The organism is Dokdonella sp., from assembly GCF_044227025.1.
Lineage (GTDB): Bacteria > Pseudomonadota > Gammaproteobacteria > Xanthomonadales > Rhodanobacteraceae > Dokdonella_A.
Map to the genome: position 1 here is coordinate 69,198 of NZ_JBGAFX010000007.1, position 16,121 is coordinate 85,318.

Annotated in this window: 15 protein-coding genes; 9 read left to right on the forward strand and 6 right to left on the reverse strand. The window is 67.0% G+C overall.

Annotated features, from left to right (window positions below; all coding sequences use genetic code 11):
* Nucleotides 1-32 precede the first annotated feature (32 nt).
* From lptF to ACILRJ_RS16040, 6 genes are all read left to right on the forward strand, one after another.
* Nucleotides 33-1,181: an LPS export ABC transporter permease LptF gene (lptF, locus tag ACILRJ_RS16015; RefSeq protein ID WP_395684212.1), complete on the forward strand. Its 1,149-nt coding sequence runs from the start codon at nucleotides 33-35 to the stop codon at nucleotides 1,179-1,181.
* Complete coding sequence (gene lptG, locus ACILRJ_RS16020; protein ID WP_395684213.1) at nucleotides 1,178-2,257, forward strand: LPS export ABC transporter permease LptG; 1,080 nt, start codon at nucleotides 1,178-1,180, stop codon at nucleotides 2,255-2,257. The genes lptF and lptG overlap by 4 nt, the downstream gene beginning before the upstream one ends.
* Before the next feature lie 548 nt (nucleotides 2,258-2,805).
* Nucleotides 2,806-3,939 carry an acyltransferase family protein gene (locus ACILRJ_RS16025; RefSeq protein ID WP_395684214.1) on the forward strand — a complete coding sequence of 378 codons (1,134 nt, stop codon included), beginning with the start codon at nucleotides 2,806-2,808 and terminating at the stop codon, nucleotides 3,937-3,939.
* 107 nt (nucleotides 3,940-4,046) lie between these two features.
* A complete protein-coding gene (locus tag ACILRJ_RS16030; protein WP_395684215.1) occupies nucleotides 4,047-5,177 on the forward strand; it encodes a PilT/PilU family type 4a pilus ATPase in 1,131 nt (376 codons plus the stop codon).
* Nucleotides 5,178-5,299: 122 nt separating this feature from the next.
* Entirely contained in the window at nucleotides 5,300-6,067 is a 768-nt protein-coding gene (locus ACILRJ_RS16035; RefSeq protein ID WP_395684216.1) for a class I SAM-dependent methyltransferase, read from the forward strand.
* Nucleotides 6,061-6,705 (forward strand): hypothetical protein, encoded by a 645-nt coding sequence (locus ACILRJ_RS16040; protein WP_395684217.1) that lies wholly within the window; start codon nucleotides 6,061-6,063, stop codon nucleotides 6,703-6,705. Before ACILRJ_RS16035 ends, ACILRJ_RS16040 begins: the two co-directional genes overlap by 7 nt.
* A gap of 126 nt (nucleotides 6,706-6,831) precedes the next feature.
* Here the strand turns inward: ACILRJ_RS16040 and ACILRJ_RS16045 are convergent, their stop codons facing one another.
* The 6 genes from ACILRJ_RS16045 to gshB all read right to left on the reverse strand — a co-directional run bounded on the left by ACILRJ_RS16045 (nucleotide 6,832) and on the right by gshB (nucleotide 12,486).
* On the reverse strand, nucleotides 6,832-8,499 hold the full coding sequence (locus tag ACILRJ_RS16045) for a hypothetical protein (protein WP_395684218.1): 1,668 nt from the start codon (nucleotides 8,497-8,499) through the stop codon (nucleotides 6,832-6,834).
* 166 nt (nucleotides 8,500-8,665) lie between these two features.
* Nucleotides 8,666-9,622 carry an aspartate carbamoyltransferase catalytic subunit gene (locus ACILRJ_RS16050; RefSeq protein ID WP_395684219.1) on the reverse strand — a complete coding sequence of 319 codons (957 nt, stop codon included), beginning with the start codon at nucleotides 9,620-9,622 and terminating at the stop codon, nucleotides 8,666-8,668.
* Between the two features lie 34 nt (nucleotides 9,623-9,656).
* Nucleotides 9,657-10,070 carry a Holliday junction resolvase RuvX gene (ruvX, locus tag ACILRJ_RS16055; protein ID WP_395684220.1) on the reverse strand — a complete coding sequence of 138 codons (414 nt, stop codon included), beginning with the start codon at nucleotides 10,068-10,070 and terminating at the stop codon, nucleotides 9,657-9,659.
* Nucleotides 10,054-10,617 carry a YqgE/AlgH family protein gene (locus ACILRJ_RS16060; RefSeq protein ID WP_395684221.1) on the reverse strand — a complete coding sequence of 188 codons (564 nt, stop codon included), beginning with the start codon at nucleotides 10,615-10,617 and terminating at the stop codon, nucleotides 10,054-10,056. Before ACILRJ_RS16060 ends, ruvX begins: the two co-directional genes overlap by 17 nt.
* 52 nt (nucleotides 10,618-10,669) lie before the next feature.
* Nucleotides 10,670-11,536: an energy transducer TonB gene (locus ACILRJ_RS16065; RefSeq protein ID WP_395684222.1), complete on the reverse strand. Its 867-nt coding sequence runs from the start codon at nucleotides 11,534-11,536 to the stop codon at nucleotides 10,670-10,672.
* Nucleotides 11,536-12,486, reverse strand: a complete 951-nt coding sequence (gshB, locus tag ACILRJ_RS16070; protein WP_395684223.1) for a glutathione synthase — start codon at nucleotides 12,484-12,486, stop codon at nucleotides 11,536-11,538. Before gshB ends, ACILRJ_RS16065 begins: the two co-directional genes overlap by 1 nt.
* Nucleotides 12,487-12,926: 440 nt before the next feature.
* On the opposite strand from gshB, the gene ACILRJ_RS16075 reads away from it, so the two are divergent.
* Genes ACILRJ_RS16075 through ACILRJ_RS16085 form a run of 3 tightly spaced genes read left to right on the forward strand, consistent with a single transcriptional unit; the run spans nucleotide 12,927 to nucleotide 16,029 of the window.
* Entirely contained in the window at nucleotides 12,927-13,283 is a 357-nt protein-coding gene (locus tag ACILRJ_RS16075) for a response regulator (RefSeq protein WP_395684384.1), read from the forward strand.
* A gap of 54 nt (nucleotides 13,284-13,337) precedes the next feature.
* On the forward strand, nucleotides 13,338-13,946 hold the full coding sequence (locus tag ACILRJ_RS16080; protein ID WP_395684224.1) for a chemotaxis protein CheW: 609 nt from the start codon (nucleotides 13,338-13,340) through the stop codon (nucleotides 13,944-13,946).
* A gap of 55 nt (nucleotides 13,947-14,001) precedes the next feature.
* Nucleotides 14,002-16,029 (forward strand): methyl-accepting chemotaxis protein, encoded by a 2,028-nt coding sequence (locus ACILRJ_RS16085; RefSeq protein WP_395684225.1) that lies wholly within the window; start codon nucleotides 14,002-14,004, stop codon nucleotides 16,027-16,029.
* Nucleotides 16,030-16,121: the final 92 nt, after the last annotated feature.

Consider the following 16,121-nt stretch of genomic DNA (forward strand, 5'->3'; position numbering starts at 1 on the left):
GGAGCCGTTCCGCACGATCACCCGCAGCGCGCATGAAGCCCACTATTCTAAGGCAAAACAATCCGCTTGCCCTGCGCATCGTCGATCGCTACCTGCTGCGCGAGCTGGCCGCCGGGTTCTTCGCCGCGACCGCGATCCTGCTGCTGGTGATGGTCGGCGGCGCGGTCGCGGACCTGCTGGCGAAGATCGCCAAGGGGCGCATCCCGGCCGACCTGCTGTTCACGCTGATCGCCCTGCGCACGGTCGGTACGCTGGCGATCCTGATGCCGCTGGCGGTGCTGCTCGGCGTGCTGCAGGCGTACGGACGCTTGTGGCGCGAGAGCGAGATGGCGGTGTTGCAGTCTTCCGGCCTCGACCTCGTCGGCCTGCTGCGTCCGCTCGCGTTGTTCGTGCTGCCGACGATGCTGCTGCTTGGCGCGATCTCGTTCTGGCTCGGCCCCGCCGCGGACCGCCTCTCCTCGCGACTGTTGACCGAGGCGAACCGCTCGCTGATCGTCGCCGGTCTGGAGCCCGGTCGCTTCGTCGAATTGCCCGGGCGCGACGGCGTCATCTACGTCGGCGAAATGTCCGCCGATGGCAGCCAGTTCAAGCGCATGTTCATCGAGAGCGAGCGGCCCGACGCGAAGGCCGGCAAGACGCGCATCGACGTGATCACCGCGACCCACGGTTTCCTCTACCACGACGCCGACAACGGTCGTTACATCGCCCTGCAGGACGGATTCCGGGTCGAAGGCAAGCTCGGCGAAGACGACTACCGCCTGATGCGCTTCGCACGCAACGACATCAAGCTTCCCGACAGCGTTGGCGACGACAGCGAGGCGGCGCAGAAGCGCAGCGCGCCGACATCGACCCTGCTCGCCGCCGGTGATGACCTGCTGATGCGTTCCGAACTGCACTGGAGACTCGCGGCGCCGCTGTCGGTGCTGGTGCTCGGCCTGCTCGCGCTGCCGTTGTCGAAATCGAGTCCGCGCGAACCGCGCTTTGCGCGCATGCTGCTCGCGCTGCTGGGGTGGCTGGTCTATTACAACGGCCTGCTGCTCGGTCGCGCATGGATCAGCCAGGGCAAGCTCGCGCCCGCCTTCGGCCTGTGGTGGGTGTACCTGCCGGCGCTGGCGATAGCCGCGTGGATGATCTGGAGCAGCCAGCGCCTGAAGGCGCCGCGCAAGGCGAGGGCGGCATGAAGCGCGTCGACCGACTTGTCGCGATGGCCGTGCTCGGCGCGGTCGCGGTCGCCTGGGCGACGATCGTCGGCCTCGACGCATTCCGCACCTTCATCTTCGAACTCGACGACATCGGCCAGGGGCAGTACACGTTCGCGCGCGCCGTCACCTACGTGTTGCTGACCGTGCCACGGCGCGGCTACGAGATGTTCGGCTACGCCGCACTGATCGGCGGGTTGCTCGGCCTTGGTGGCCTCGCCGGTACCGGCGAGCTGACCGCGCTGCGCGCGGCGGGTCTGTCCAAGCTGCGCATCTGCGCCTCGGTCGTGCTTGGCCTTGGCGTGCTCACGCTTGGCGTGGTGCTGCTCGGCGAGACGCTCGGACCGTACGGCGAGCGCAAGGCGCAGGCGTTGCAGCTCGCGGCGAAATCCAAGGACATCGCGCTCGCGCGCGGCGGCGTGCTGTGGGCGCGCGACGGCGGCAGCGTGATCGGCGCGCGCCACGGCCGCACGCATGGCGGAAAGGGCGAAGTCGACCTCGATGGCGTGCGCGTGTTCGAGTTCGATGCGGATGGCCGTCTCGTCGCGCTGACGCTTGCCGACAAGGCCGTGCACGTGGGCGGCGAGTGGACCCTGCACGACCTGCGCCGGACCGAATTCGGCGAAGGCAGTGCGACCAGCCGCAAGGAGGCATCGAAGCAATGGCAATCGACGCTCGATCCCGGCGTGCTCGCGACCAGCATCATCAAGCCGCAATACATGACCTTGCGCGATCTGGGCCAGAACATCGCCGCGCTCGATCGAAGCCAGCAGGATGCATCGACCTTCCGTGACGCATGGTGGGCGCGCGTGTTCTATCCGCTCGACCTGCTCGTGCTGGTGTTCTGCGCGATGCCATTCGCGTTCGGCACCCTGCGCAGCGGCGGGCTGTCCAAGCGCCTGTTCATCGGCATCGTGCTGACCATCGGGTTTTACCTTGCGCAGCGCGCGATCGTGAGCATCGGTGCCGTGTACGGCCTGCATCCGGCGTTCGCGAACCTGATCCCGCCGCTGCTCCTCGTCGTGCTCGCGACCGGCTATTTCCGCCGTCACGCCTGAGTCGAACGCATTGCGGCTGGACGCCGTGCTTCTTTCGCGGAAACCTGCCCGCATCCTTGCGTTTTCCGCTCGCATCCATGCGAGCGGGTTACCTTCTGTGACTCCGGGCATCCTGCCCTCCTCCCTTCGGGCCAGCTGCGCTGTTCGCGCCGCTCCTGCGGCGCAGTGCTTGTCCAAGAGAAGGTAACCCAAGAGAAGGACACCCCCGCGGTAACGTCCGCCGGGCATCCTGCCCAGCGGGTGCGTGAACGTCGGCCGAGGTTCGCCGACAGCGCATCCGTGCGCTGACGGCGAACGCGCGCGCGTCGTGCGCGCGCCCCTGCGGGCTATTTCGTCCGCCGTTCACCGTTGCCGAAGGGGACCCCGGTGAAAGCAGCGCGCTCCTGCGCGCAGAAGCGTACGCCGGACATCTTGCCGCCGCAGGAGCGGCTTCAGCCGCGATGCTCTTCAGCCCGTAGGGCGGTACGCGCACAGCGCGTGCCGCCGCGCCCGGAGTCCGCAGCTCTCGGCTATAGTCCGCCCGCCCAGAACGCACGACGCGAGATGCGATGCGCAGCCCGAACATCCGCTACCTTCCCGCCGTCGACCACCTGCGTGCGTATGCCGCGTTGCTGATCGTGTTCTATCACGGCCTGCACCTGTTCTCGTACCACGCGCGCTTCCAGCAGGACTTCGGCATCGACCATTGGTTGCAGCCCGCCAATCCGTTGCTCGCCGCGCTTGCCGAAGGTCACACCGCGGTCGCGCTGTTCATGGTGCTGTCGGGGTTCATCCTCACGCTCGGCGCGCTCGATGGCGGTGTTTCGGCCTGGGGCTTCATCCGCAACCGGCTTCTGCGCACCTATCCGCTGTTCCTGCTGCTGGTGTTCGCCGGCATCGCCGCGTTTCCGGATCGCTTCACCTGGGCCGGATTCCTGCAGACCATCGGTGGACTCGGCAACCTGCCGGGCGCTCTGGTCACGCCGCCGTTCTCGAGCATGCTGTGGACGATTGCGATCGAGTGGCAGTTCTACCTGCTGTTCCCGCTGCTGGTGCCGGTGCTGCGCAGCGGCTGGACGCGCCAGGTGCTCGGCCTCGTTGCGGTGCTGCTGCTGTTCCGCGGTGTCGCGGTGCTCGCGGGGGGCAACGCGCGCGACATCGGTTACCTCACCATCGTCGGCCGGCTCGACCAGTTCCTGATCGGCATGTGGGCGGCGTGGGCGTTCCGCAGCTGGCCGTTGTCGCGGCGCGCCGGCGCGCTGCTCGCGGGCGCGGCGCTGGCGGTCGTGATCGGCGCGCTGGCGATGTTCAATGCCGCCGGCGGCTGGCCGGCGACACCGGCCTGGAAGATCGCCTGGCCGACGCTGGAGGCGCTGCTGTGGGCCGCGTTCGTGATCGGTTACGTCGCCGCCGCGAACAGCGCGGACGGTCTGTGGTCGCGCGCGGTCGCGCGCATCGGCGAGATCTCCTACTCGATCTATCTCGTCCACTTCATCGTGATTTGGATGCTGGTCCGCTACGACCTGCCGCTCGCATTCACCGGTCGTTTCGCCGTGGATGCCCTGCTCGAAACGGGGCTGGTCGCGTTGCCGGTGACGCTTGCCATCGCCGGCCTGACCTACGCCTTCGTCGAGCGGCCGTTCCTGCGCCTGCGCGGGCGTTACCACCGGGACGCGGTCGACAGCGGCGTGCAGGCCGCCTGAGCGCGCCGGGTGACGCACCCAAAATGTGCCCGGATCGCCGCGGCGCCCGGCTCCGCGCGGTGTAAGATGGCCGCGAGCCGGTAGGAGTCCCGGCACGGGGAAAGGCCATGAGCAGCAGCGTCGATTTCACCTCGTACCTGAAGTTGATGACGCACAAGAAGGCGTCCGACTTGTTCATCACGGCCGGCGTCGCGCCGTCGATGAAGGTCAACGGCCGCATCACGCCGATCACCCAGAACGCGCTGACGCCACAGCAGTCGCGCGACATGGTGCTGAACGTGATGACGCCCTCGCAGCGCGAGGAGTTCGAGAAGACCCACGAGTGCCAGTTCGCGATCTCGGTGACCGGCGTCGGCCGTTTCCGCGTGTCCTGCTTCTACCAGCGCAACTGCGTCGGCATGGTGCTGCGCCGGATCGAGACGAAGATCCCGACGATCGAGGAACTCAGCCTGCCGCCGGTGATCAAGTCGCTGGCGATGACCAAGCGCGGCATCATCATCTTCGTCGGCGCGACCGGTACCGGCAAATCCACATCGCTCGCGGCGATGATCGGCTACCGCAACCAGAATTCGACCGGCCACATCATCACGATCGAGGACCCGATCGAATACGTGCACAAGCACGAAGGCTGCATCGTCACCCAGCGCGAACTCGGCATCGATACCGACAGCTGGGAGAACGCGCTGAAGAACACCCTGCGCCAGGCGCCCGACGTGATCATGATCGGCGAGGTGCGCACGCGCGAGACGATGGAACACGCGATCAACTTCTCGGAAACCGGCCACCTTTGCCTGTGCACGCTGCATGCGAACAACGCGAACCAGGCGATGGACCGCATCATCCACTTCTTCGCGTCGGATCGGCGCGAGCAGCTGTTCATGGACCTGTCGCTGAACCTCAAGGGCGTGGTTGCGCAGCAGCTGATCCCGACCCCGGACGGCAAGGCGCGCCGCGTTGCGATGGAAGTCATGCTCGGCACGCCGCTGGTGCAGGACTACATCCGCCAAGGCGAGATCCACAAGCTCAAGGACGTGATGAAGGAATCGACCAACCTCGGCATGCAGACCTTCGACCAGAGCCTGTTCACGCTGTACCAGGCCGGCGAGATCAGCTACGAGGACGCGTTGCGCCACGCCGACTCGGCCAACGAGGTGCGCCTCAAGATCAAGCTCGCGCAAGGCGGCGACGCGCACACGCTGAGCCAGGGACTCGATGGGGTCGAGCTGGTTGAAACCTGAGCAAGCCGTGATTCGGGATCCGGGATTGGAGTTTCGTGAAAAGCGATAGAAGCGGGCATGCGCCGGGCGTTGCGCGGCCTGCTGTCTCCCCATCTCCGATCCCCAATCCCCGATCCCCGCAGTTGGACCGCCTTCGAAGCGTCTGGGAGACGCTTGGGCGCGACGACCCGCTGTGGGCGGTGCTGTCGCAGGCGGACAAGCGCGGCGGGCGCTGGAATCCGCAGGAATTCCTCGCGACCGGGCGTGTCGAAATCGACTCGCAGATGGCGGCGCTGGCGCCGAGTGGATATCCGCGCAGGCGCGGACTCGCGCTTGATTTCGGGTGTGGTGCGGGGCGCCTGACGCGCGCGCTCGCCGCGCATTTCGAGCGCGTGATCGGGATCGACGTGTCGGCCAGCATGGTCGCCGCGGCGACGCGCCTGAACGCCGATGTCGCCAACGCCGAGTTCCGCGTCAACGCCTCGCCGCGACTCGAAGCGGTGGCGGACGCGAGCGTCGATTTCGTGTTCTCGCACATCACCCTGCAGCACATCCCGGCGAGTCTCGCCGCGGGTTATGTCGGCGAATTCTTCCGCGTGCTCGCGCCGGGTGGAGCGGCGGTATTCCAGTTCACCACCGGGCCCGACCGCAGCCTGCGCGGGCACTTGTTCGACCGCGTGTCCAATCGCTGGCTCAACTTCCTCCGGCGCGTGGCGTGGCGGCGCAGCACCGTGTTCGAGATGCATGGCGTGCGCGAAGCCGAGCTCGCCTGGTCATTGCAGCGATTCCCGCAGCTGCGCCTTTTGACGGCCGGTGACGACGGCGCGGCGGGACCGGGCTGGCACGGACGCCGCTGGTGCGTCGTCAACGATGCGCCGGACGCAGGCCGCGCGCAGGGCGCGCCATGCTGATTTCGGTGGATGTCCCGAAAACGGGAACGGCCTTCAGCGGCTTGCTGCAGCAGCATTTCGGCGAACGCCTGCTGCTCGACTACGCCGATCGCCCGCTGGCCGAGTATTCCGCATGGCGCCGCTGGTCGGCGCGCGTGCAGCGCGTCACCGCGTTCGATGCGAGTGCGTACGATTGCATCCACGGCCACTTCCTGGCCGACAAATACGATTTCCTCGGTTCCGCGACCCGCCATGTCGCATGGCTGCGCGATCCCGCGCAGCGCGTTGCGAGCCACTATCACCTTTGGCGTCGCGTCCCCGACCTGCGCAATGCGGATTGCCGCCGACTGGTCGAGCGGAACCTCAGCCTTGAAGAGTTCGCCGCGCTGCCGCGCATGCGCAATGTTGCCACGCGCTTCTTTGCCGGCAAACGTCCGCGCGATTTTTTCTTCATCGGTCTGGCCGAGGAGGCCGAGTCATCCATCGCACGGTTCCATCGCCTGACCGGCATCGGCGCGCAAGGCCTGCCGGCGGAGAACGCGGACCCGTCCGATGCCCTCGCGCGCGAGTTGTCACCCGTGCTGCGCGCGCGGATCGAGGCGCTCAACCGCGCCGACCGCGCGCTGTATGACGAAGCGGCGAACCTGCTCGGGCGGTAGGTGGTCTCCGACCCGCCGTCCCGGCGAATGCCGGGACGACTTCAACGCATTCGAGCAACGACTCCAGCCCGGCTCAAGGCATGACGACTTGCTCCGGAGCTCCGGGAGCGCCGCTTGAGCGCAGCCTCACGGATGCCTGAATACCACGCCTTCACTGAGCTCGATGCCTTCCGGCGCGAGCGAGACGCGTGCATCGATGTGCTGGAACCACTGCGCGTACATCGCATACAACTTGCGCTGCGTCTCCAGTTGCTTGCGCGTTTCCTCCGGCAGTGCCGCCCCGAAATGATCGATCGCGTCGGCGAAGGTCGCGTAGATTTCGCCGCGCATGTTCATTTCCAGCAGCGTCGTCGACGCGACCGGTGCGGCGGTGACGGCCGTGGACAGGGCCGCCAGTTGGTCCTTGCCGAGTGCGATGCCGAGCACTTTGGTGCCGAGCGCGACGTTGAGGTCGAGGTTGGCCGGCATGCCCGGCAAGGCGTTCGGCGGAATCGCCACCGGCTTGCCGTCCGCGGCGAGCTTGAGGTCCTGCAACGCCGGCACCGACAGTTGCGCGAGACTGGTCATGAACGAGGGGTTGTTGCTGCCGATCAGCAGCGTGCCCGCCACGTCCGGCCGTGCCGTCGCGTCGCCGGAAGGCCAAGCGAGATGGCTGAGCGTCATGCGCACGCCGCTGAAATCGCTGAACGGCGGCGGGATCGTCTGGCTGAGCTTCGCCTTCGTCTCGGCGACACCCGTGTTCGCCGAAGCGAGCAGCGCGCAGCGGAATGGTTCCTTGGCGAGGGCGTCGTATTGCGCGACGATCAGGTCGCGCGCACGCAGCACCGGCAGCGCGATCGCGAAATCGAGCAGCGCATCCGGCGATGCGCTGCCGGGCAGGGATGGCGCAAGCGCCAGCAACGACTTCGCAGTGGCGGGATCGAGGTCGAGGCGCGCGTGCATGGTCATGCCGTCGCCATCGAGCTTGCGATAGCCGAAGCCGAAGCGCGGCGCTTTCGCGGCGAGTGCGTCGAATTCCTGCCGGCAGGTCGCATCGAGCGGTTCGCCTGCCTGATCCGGCTTCATGCTGGCGGCGAGCGCCACGATGCGGCGCGTGTCGATCCAGCCGCTGCCATACGGCAGGTACCCGAGCTGCTTGTTGAAGTCTGCCAGCGCGCGCGCATCGAAACGCTGCGCCGGAAGATCGAGCCCGAGCAGGCGGCGCTTCGACGCCTCGTCGGCACCGCCCGGCGCGAACGCGATGACGAGGTGACGCCCCTCGATTGCAAGCATGCCCGACATCTTGTCGTCGCCGAAGCTGCGCACCTCCTGCTCGCCGATGCGACTGATCGCGAGCGCCTGGCCAGCCTTCTGCTCGATACGCGCCAGCGTCGCGCGGAACGCCTCGGGGTCGGACAGTTCCAGACGCATCACCGGCATCAGGTCGACGCCGTAGATCGCCGCGTGCGCCTTCGGATCGAAGCCGGCCTGTTGCCACGACTCGGGCGTGTTGCGATTGCGGACTTCGTCGAGGATGGCCGCCATCACCTTCGCCGCAGCGGCGCTCTCCGGCTTTGTGGAGAGTTCGGCCAGCGCATGATCCATCGTCTCGACCAGCAGCGGCCACGCGCCCTGCATCTGCGCGCGCCAGTTGGCGAGCGCGGCCTCCGGCACCGGTTCGATGTTCGCGAACACATAGGGTGTGTCGGCCGGCACGAACGCAAGCGGAGCACTCTCGTCGACCTTGCGGCCGCAACCGGCGGCGAGGGCGAGCATGATGACGAGCGCGGCGCCGCGCAGATACGGTGTACGCATGGTGAATTCCCCTGGGGCGAGACGCGCAGTCTAGCGCACGAGGGAGGGAAGCAAGCGCAGGAAAGCCTGAAACACGAAGCACGCTGCGCACCCGAAGGGGAGCAGTCGGGATGGTTATGGAACCCGGTCATGAATCCCGTTTGCTGCGCCGCATTCGCTTCGTGTTTCAGCCGTTCCGCTCTCGTCCCAGCAGCGTCGCCAGTGCGGCCATGCGTGCAAAGATGCCGTTCGCGACCTGCTCGAGGATCACCGATTGCGCGCCGTCCGCGACATCCGCCGCGATCTCGATGCCGCGATTCATCGGCCCGGGATGCATCACGATCGCATCCGATCGCGCTCGCGCCAGGCGTCGGCGGTCGAGGCCGAAGCGCGCGAAGTATTCCGTTTCGTCGAAACCGGGCAGGTGCTCGATGCGCTCCTTCTGGATGCGCAGCATGATGATCGCGTCGACGCCTTCGAGTGTCGCGTCGAGATCGTGCGACAAGGTGCAATCGGCAAACTCCGCCGCGTCCGGCAGCAGCGCCGCCGGTCCGCACAGGCGGATTTCCGCAGCGCCGAGCGCGCGCAGGCCGTGCACGTCGGAGCGCGCCACGCGCGAGTGGCGGATGTCGCCGCAGATCGCGACGCGCAGGCCGTCGATGCGGCCCTTGTGGTCGCGCAGCGTGAGCAGGTCGAGCAGGCCCTGGGTCGGATGCGCCTGGTTGCCGTCGCCGGCGTTGAGAACCACCGCGCGTCGTGCATGTGCGGCGAGGCGCGCCGGGGTGCCGTTTTCCTTGTGCCGCACGACGAATGCATCGGCGTCCATCGCCTCGAGCGTGGCGAGCGTGTCCTCGAGCGTTTCGCCCTTGCTGGTCGAGGAACCGGAGATGTCGAAATTGACGACGTCGGCCCCGAGCCGGCGCGCGGCGAGCTCGAAGCTCGTGCGCGTGCGCGTGGACGCTTCGAAGAACAGGTTCACCACCGTGCGCCGATCGAGCAGTGCGGGCAGCGGCGCGCCCGCGCGCCAGAGCGAGCGCAGTTGTGCGGCATGGTCGAGCAGCGCCTCGATCCGCGCGCGGCCGAGGCCGTCGAGGGTGAGCAGGTGACGCAGGCGGGCATCCTCGGCGGTTTGCAATTCGGACATCGTCGGTCTTCCGTCGGGTATCGGTGGGTGTCGGCTACAGCCAGGCTTCGAGGATGATGGCCGCCGCCAGTGCGTCGATCTCGGCGGCGTCCTTGCGCTTTGCCGCGCCGCTGGCGCGTTGCCTCGCGAAGCGCCGCGCCGCTTCGCGCGAGGTGTTGCGTTCGTCGACGAGGTGCACGACGCGCTGGTAGCGTTGTTCAAGTTGCGTCGCGAACGCGCGTGCGCGCTTCGACATGGCCTGCTCGCCGCCGTCAAGGGTCAGCGGCAGGCCGACCACGAGCGCATCCGGTCGCCAGGTGGCGACAAGCGCGTCGAGGCGTGTCCAGTCGTCGGGTGCGAGTGTGGTGAGCGCGCGCGCGCTGCCGCTCAGGCGGTTGCCGATTGCGACGCCGATGACGCGGGTGCCGACGTCGAAGGCGAGCGCCGTATCCTCAGGCGTGGCCGGCATAGCTCGCGAGCTGGAAAAGGTTCACGCCGACGAGTCCGGCGGCGGCTTCCCAGCGTTCGTCGAGCGGCGTCTCGAACAGCACCTGTTCGGCCGCCGGCGCGGTCAACCAGTGGTTCTCGTACAGTTCCTGTTCGAGCTGGCCCGGACTCCAGCCGGAGTAGCCGAGCGTGACGACGGCGTGACGCGGGCCCTTGCCCATCGCGATCGCGACGAGGATGTCGCGCGATGTGGTAACGCTGATCTGCTCGGAGATCTTGAACGAAGACTCCCAGTCGCCGCCGGGGGAATGCAGCACGAAGCCGCGCTCCGGTTGCACCGGTCCACCGATCAATACCGGTGCATCGGCGACGTCGGCGAGATCGGAATGCATGTTCATCTGCGCGAGCACGTCGCCGAGGCGGTACTCGGACAGGCGGTTGATCATCAGGCCCATCGCGCCGTCCTCGCCGTGCTGGCACAGGAACGCGACGCCGCGCGCGAAGTTCGGGTCGCGCAGCGACGGCATTGCGATCAGCAACTGGTTCGTGAGCGGGGTCGCATCGGTCATGTCGGCATTGTACGGCAGCCGGCACGACCGATCGTGAAGGCGGGGTGACGCGTCAGCGCGTCTGCAGGCTGTCGCCGGATTCGCCGGCAAGGAACTGCCAGGTGCGCGAAATGTACAGCTCGTCGATGTGTTCCTTGCTGTCGGGCAGCGCCGGGAACGGTTCGGCCAGGCGCACGATGCGGATCGCGGCGTCGTCGAGGACCTTGTGCCCACTCGACTGGATCACGTCGATGCTCTTGACCTTGCCCTGGCGATCGATGCCGACGGTCAGCACGAGCTGGCCGTGCAATTGCTGGCGGCGTGCCTCGTCCGGGTAATTCAGGTTGCCGATGCGCTCGATCCGCGCGACCCACGCGCGCATGTACGCGGCGAACTCGTATTCCTGCGTGTTCGCCGAGATGTACTTGCGCTTGGGCCGCTTGGCGTACTGCTCGGACTCGCGCTGTACTTCCTGGGCGAGCTGGGCCATCTCGATCCGGCGCTGCTCGGCTTCGCGCTCGGCGGCGTCCTGCGGCGTGGCTTCCGGCGCCTGGCGGTCCGTCGCGACGGTATAGGAGGACTTGCGCTGGGTCAGCATCTCGCTCGGTCGCGGTGGCGTCGGTCGTGGCGCGCCGTCCTCGATCGGCAGCGGGGCAATGCCGGGCGTCGCCTTCGGCACCGGGCTCGACAGCGGTTGCGCGGGACGGTGCGCCTTGTCCGATTCGCCGCCGCCGCTGTTGCTCGCTTGCGCGATGAAGTCGGCCTTGTCCGGCTTCTCGCTGTTGGCCGACTGCACGAGGATCACGTCGAGCGAGGGCAGGCGCGGCGACGCCTTCTCGAACTGGAACGTGATGCCGAGCGCGAGCACCGCGTGCGCGACCACCGAGAACAGCAGGGTCACGCCGAGGCGGTCGGCATTGCCGGTCGTCGGATCGGACATCACGCTGCCTGCGCGGCTTCGAGCCGGTCGAACAGCAGGCCGGCGATGTTGAGGCCGAATTGCGCATCGAGTTCGCGCACGCAGGTCGGCGAGGTCACGTTGATCTCGGTGAGCCAGTCGCCGATCACGTCGAGACCGACGAAGCGCATGCCGCGCCGGCGCAGCTCCGGGCCCACTTCGGCGGCGATCCAGCGGTCGCGCTCCGACAACGGCACGCCGACACCCTTGCCGCCGGCCGCAAGGTTGCCGCGGAAGTCGTCGCCCTGCGGAATGCGTGCGAGCGCGTAGGGCACCGGCTCGCCGTCGATCATGAGGATGCGCTTGTCGCCGGCGCTGATCTCGGGAATGAACTTCTGTGCGATCGCGAAGCCGTGACCGTTGCCGGTCAGGGTTTCGAGGATTACGTTCAGGTTCGGATCGCCGTGGCGGGAGCGGAAGATGCTGCGTCCACCCATGCCGTCCAGCGGCTTCAGAACGACCTCGCCGTGCTCGGCGACGAACCGCCTGAGTTCGGTGGCATCGCGCGCGATCGCGGTCGGCGGACAGCACTGCGGGAAACGCAGCGAAAACAGCTTCTCGTTGGCGTCACGCAGGCCGCGCGGGTCATTGACGACCTGCACACCGGCGCGTTGCGCCACTTCGAGCACCATCGTGTCGTAGATGAACTGCGGATCGACCGGCGGGTCCTTGCGGGCCAGCGCGAAATCGATCCCGGCCAGTGGCCGCCAGGCTGGCGTGCCCAGGCTGAACCAGTCGTGCGGATCGTCGCGCACGGCCAGCGGAGCCAGGCGCGCCCAGGCGGCGCCGTCACGGATCGCGAGGTCGCCCTGGGTCGCGTACAGCAGGGAGTAGCCGCGGCGCTGGCCTTCGAGCAGCAGCGCGAGGGTGGTGTCCTTTTTCGGGTTGATCGTGCCGATCGGGTCCATCAGCACGGCGAGACTGGAGGGCATGCGGTTTTCCGGGATGCGTCGGGCGAAGCCCGGGAGCCTATCGGGGATGGCGCGCGCGGTCCGCGATTCCGCGGCCGGGAGCGTCACTTTGCGCCGTTTTTCGTTGCGCGCCGCGGGGTGGCGGGCGAGAAGTCTGTCGCATCCACGCGGCACGCTGCATACTACACTCGAAGCGCTCGCCCAATACCTTTGCGCGAGCGCGAACTTTTGCCCAAACCTGCACTTACGGCAACAACTTGACAGCTTCGCTAGCTATGTTGGATAAGGGTTCCGGACGCAAGGTGCGCCAGGTCGAGCGCGCCGTTGTCCGTTCTTTCCGGCATGCCGATTGCATGTATGGGCGACGCGTCCGAATTCACGGCGATGGCCGCGGGCATCCGATGTGGCGAGGGGGTTAGGTGGACGACACGAAAGAAGGCGGCCTCAACGGCGTCAAGGTGATGGTCATCGACGACTCGAAGACCATCCGTCGCACCGCGGAGACCCTGCTGCGCAAGGAGGGTTGCGAGGTCGTGACGGCGACCGACGGTTTCGAGGCGCTGGCGAAGATCTCCGACACGCAGCCGCAGATCATCTTCGTCGACATCATGATGCCGCGTCTGGACGGTTACCAGACGTGTGCGCTGATCAAGAACAACCAGATGTTCAAGAGCACGCCGGTCATCATGCTGTCCTCGAAGGACGGCCTGTTCGACAAGGCGCGCGGACGTATCGTCGGCTCGGAGCAGTACCTGACCAAGCCGTTCACGCGCGAGGAATTGCTGGGTGCGATCCGTCGTTACGTCGACGGAACGTGACACTGGATTGCCATTCGATCAAAGGGGAAGTGATGGCAGCCATGCAGGTGGTCGGTGTCGAAAACGCGGAGCGACGCACTCGTCGCGCCGCTGTTCGCGTTTGTGCGGGTGGCTGACATGGCCGACCGGTTCTCCACCACTCCTTTCGAAGTGCTCGCCGAATACGAGCGGCGCAGCCTGGAACACGCGGCCGGTGCGCCGGAACTGGTCGATGCGCCCGGGCTCTGGCGCGGCATCGGCTTCCGCATCGGCGATCGCCACTTCGTCAGCAGCATCGCCGAAGTCAACGAAATCCTGACGCCACCCGCCGTGACACTCGTGCCGGGCGCGAAGTCCTGGCTGCTCGGCGTCGCGAACGTGCGTGGCAACCTGGTGCCGGTGGTCGACCTGCGCGATTTCATCGGCGCCAGCCACGGCCCCAACACGGATACGACGCGCGTGCTGGTGGTACGCCAGCACGGCGGCAGCGTCGGCCTGATGGTCGACGAAGTACACGGTCAGCGCAGCTTCTCCGAGGAGCAGCTGTCCAAGGCAGTCGGCGAGTCGGACGAGAAGTACGTCCACTACGTCGGCGAGAATGTCCAGTTGGGCGAAGTGCTGTGGGGCCTGTTCAGCATGGCGGCGCTGGTGCGCAGCACCCAGTTCCAGCAGGCGGCAGCATGAAATCCGCATCGGTGACCCGTCCGGGTCGGCGGTGGAACGCAATAGGGGGTGAAGTGTGAGCACTACGTCGGGTTCTGTCGGCGGCGGGCGGACCAATTCGGTCCTGTTCCTCGTCCTCGGTGCGCTGTTCCTGTTCGCGATCGTCGACTTCGCGCTGCTGTACTACCAGAACGTGCAGGACCGCAAGGCGGTCGCGTACACCACGCAGATCCAGGTGTCCTCGCAGCAGCTGGCGAAGTACGCATCCGAAGCGGCGAGCGGCAACGAGCTCGCATTCCAGGAATTGAAGAGCACGAGCGACAACATCAATGCCTACGTCACGGCGCTGAGCAAGGGCGACAAGACCGGCATGCCGAGCTACTCGTCCTACATCGACGTCAAGACCGACAGCCTTACCAAGGCGTGGGAATTGTTGCAGGCCGATGCCAAGAAGATCATCGACAACCAGGCGGTTGTGCTCACCGCCAACACCAATGCGAAGGATTTCATCGACAAGGTCTCGGGGCTGAACTCGCGCATGAGCGAGGTCGTCAACATCCTCACCGACCGCAACGCGAGCGCGTCGCAGGTGTATATCGCTTCGCGCCAGATGCAGCTCGCCGACCGCATGAGCAATCGCGTCACCAAGATCCTCGTCGGTGGCGCCGACACGCAGTCGTCCGCCGACGGCCTCGGTCGGGATTCGCGCCTGTACCAGACGGTCGTGACCGGTCTGCTCGAGGGTGCACCGGAACTCAACATCAAGCCGCTCGACAACGCCAACGCGAAGCAGATCGTCGGCGACGTCGCCCAGCAATGGACGTCGGTGACCGAGCCGGTCAAGACCATCGTTGACGCGGCGGGCAACCTGCAGGCGGTCAAGGACGCCGCCGACAAGACGTTCACGGACAGCCAGGACGTGCTGCTGCGCGCAGTCGCCGCGGCGCAACGCATCGATGCGCGTTCGTCGAGCCAGAACTGGTACAAGCCACCCAGCCCTGTGCTCGGTGCTCTTGCCGCCGCTGCCGCGATGGTGTTGCTGCTGTTCCTCGGCTTCAACCTGCTGAGCGACCAGCGTCGCCGCCTGCAACAGACCAACGAGCTCAACCAGCGCAACCAGGACGCGATTCTGCGCCTGCTCGACGAAATGGGATCGCTTGCCGAAGGCGACCTGACCGTGAAGGCGACCGTCACCGAGGACATCACCGGCGCGATCGCGGACTCGGTCAACTTCGCGGTGGAGGCGCTGCGCAGCCTGGTGACAACCATCAACGAAACCGCCGTGCAGGTGTCGGCCGCCGCCCAGGAAACGCAGGCGACCGCGATGCACCTCGCCGACGCCGCGCAGCACCAGGCGCGCCAGATCAGCTCGGCCTCGGTCGCGATCAACGACATGGCGAACTCGATCGACAACGTGTCGAAGAACTCCGCCGAGAGCGCCGACGTGGCGCAGCGCTCGGTGCAGATTGCCGCGAATGGCGCGCAGGTCGTGCGCCAGACGATCCAGGGCATGGACAACATCCGCGACCAGATCCAGGAAACGTCCAAGCGCATCAAGCGCCTCGGCGAGTCCTCGCAGGAGATCGGCGCGATCGTCGAACTGATCAACGACATCTCCGAGCAGACCAACATCCTCGCGCTCAACGCGGCGATCCAGGCCGCGTCCGCCGGTGAGGCAGGCCGCGGATTCGCGGTCGTCGCGGATGAAGTGCAACGACTAGCGGAACGCGCCTCCGGCGCGACCAAGCGCATCGAGACGCTGGTGCAGACGATTCAGTCCGATACCAACGAGGCGGTCAGCTCGATGGAGCAGACCACCTCGGAAGTGGTTTCCGGTGCGCGCCTCGCCGAGGATGCAGGCCATGCGCTGGGCGAGATCGAAACGGTTTCGAACAGCCTCGCCGACCTGATTCAGGGCATCTCGACCTCGGCGCGCCAGCAGTCGGCCGCCGCGACGAACATCTCCGCGACGATGAACGTGATTCAGGAAATCACCTCGCAGACCTCGGTCGGCGCCAGCCAGACCGCCGAGTCGATCGGCAACCTCGCGCAGCTCGCGTCCGACCTGCGCCGATCGGTTGCCGACTTCAAGTTGCCGGGATGAGCCGACACGCATGAAGCCACGCCTGACCACTCTTCCCCAGTCCATCGCGGGCGCGCCCGGCGCGTTGCGCGCAGCGCACGCCGGTCGTCGCA

Bases quoted from the DNA above. Each gene is read 5' to 3' on its own strand.
- ACILRJ_RS16060 (WP_395684221.1), bottom strand. From the start codon at position 10,617: ATGACCGATGCGACCCCGCTCACGAACCAGTTGCTGATCGCAATGCCG.
- ACILRJ_RS16025 (WP_395684214.1), top strand. From the start codon at position 2,806: ATGCGCAGCCCGAACATCCGCTACCTTCCCGCCGTCGACCACCTGCGT.
- ACILRJ_RS16045 (WP_395684218.1), bottom strand. From the start codon at position 8,499: ATGCGTACACCGTATCTGCGCGGCGCCGCGCTCGTCATCATGCTCGCC.
- ruvX (WP_395684220.1), bottom strand. From the start codon at position 10,070: ATGCCGGCCACGCCTGAGGATACGGCGCTCGCCTTCGACGTCGGCACC.
- ACILRJ_RS16040 (WP_395684217.1), top strand. From the start codon at position 6,061: ATGCTGATTTCGGTGGATGTCCCGAAAACGGGAACGGCCTTCAGCGGC.
- ACILRJ_RS16065 (WP_395684222.1), bottom strand. From the start codon at position 11,536: ATGTCCGATCCGACGACCGGCAATGCCGACCGCCTCGGCGTGACCCTG.
- ACILRJ_RS16030 (WP_395684215.1), top strand. From the start codon at position 4,047: ATGAGCAGCAGCGTCGATTTCACCTCGTACCTGAAGTTGATGACGCAC.
- ACILRJ_RS16050 (WP_395684219.1), bottom strand. From the start codon at position 9,622: ATGTCCGAATTGCAAACCGCCGAGGATGCCCGCCTGCGTCACCTGCTC.
- lptF (WP_395684212.1), top strand. From the start codon at position 33: ATGAAGCCCACTATTCTAAGGCAAAACAATCCGCTTGCCCTGCGCATC.
- ACILRJ_RS16075 (WP_395684384.1), top strand. From the start codon at position 12,927: ATGGTCATCGACGACTCGAAGACCATCCGTCGCACCGCGGAGACCCTG.
- lptG (WP_395684213.1), top strand. From the start codon at position 1,178: ATGAAGCGCGTCGACCGACTTGTCGCGATGGCCGTGCTCGGCGCGGTC.
- gshB (WP_395684223.1), bottom strand. From the start codon at position 12,486: ATGCCCTCCAGTCTCGCCGTGCTGATGGACCCGATCGGCACGATCAAC.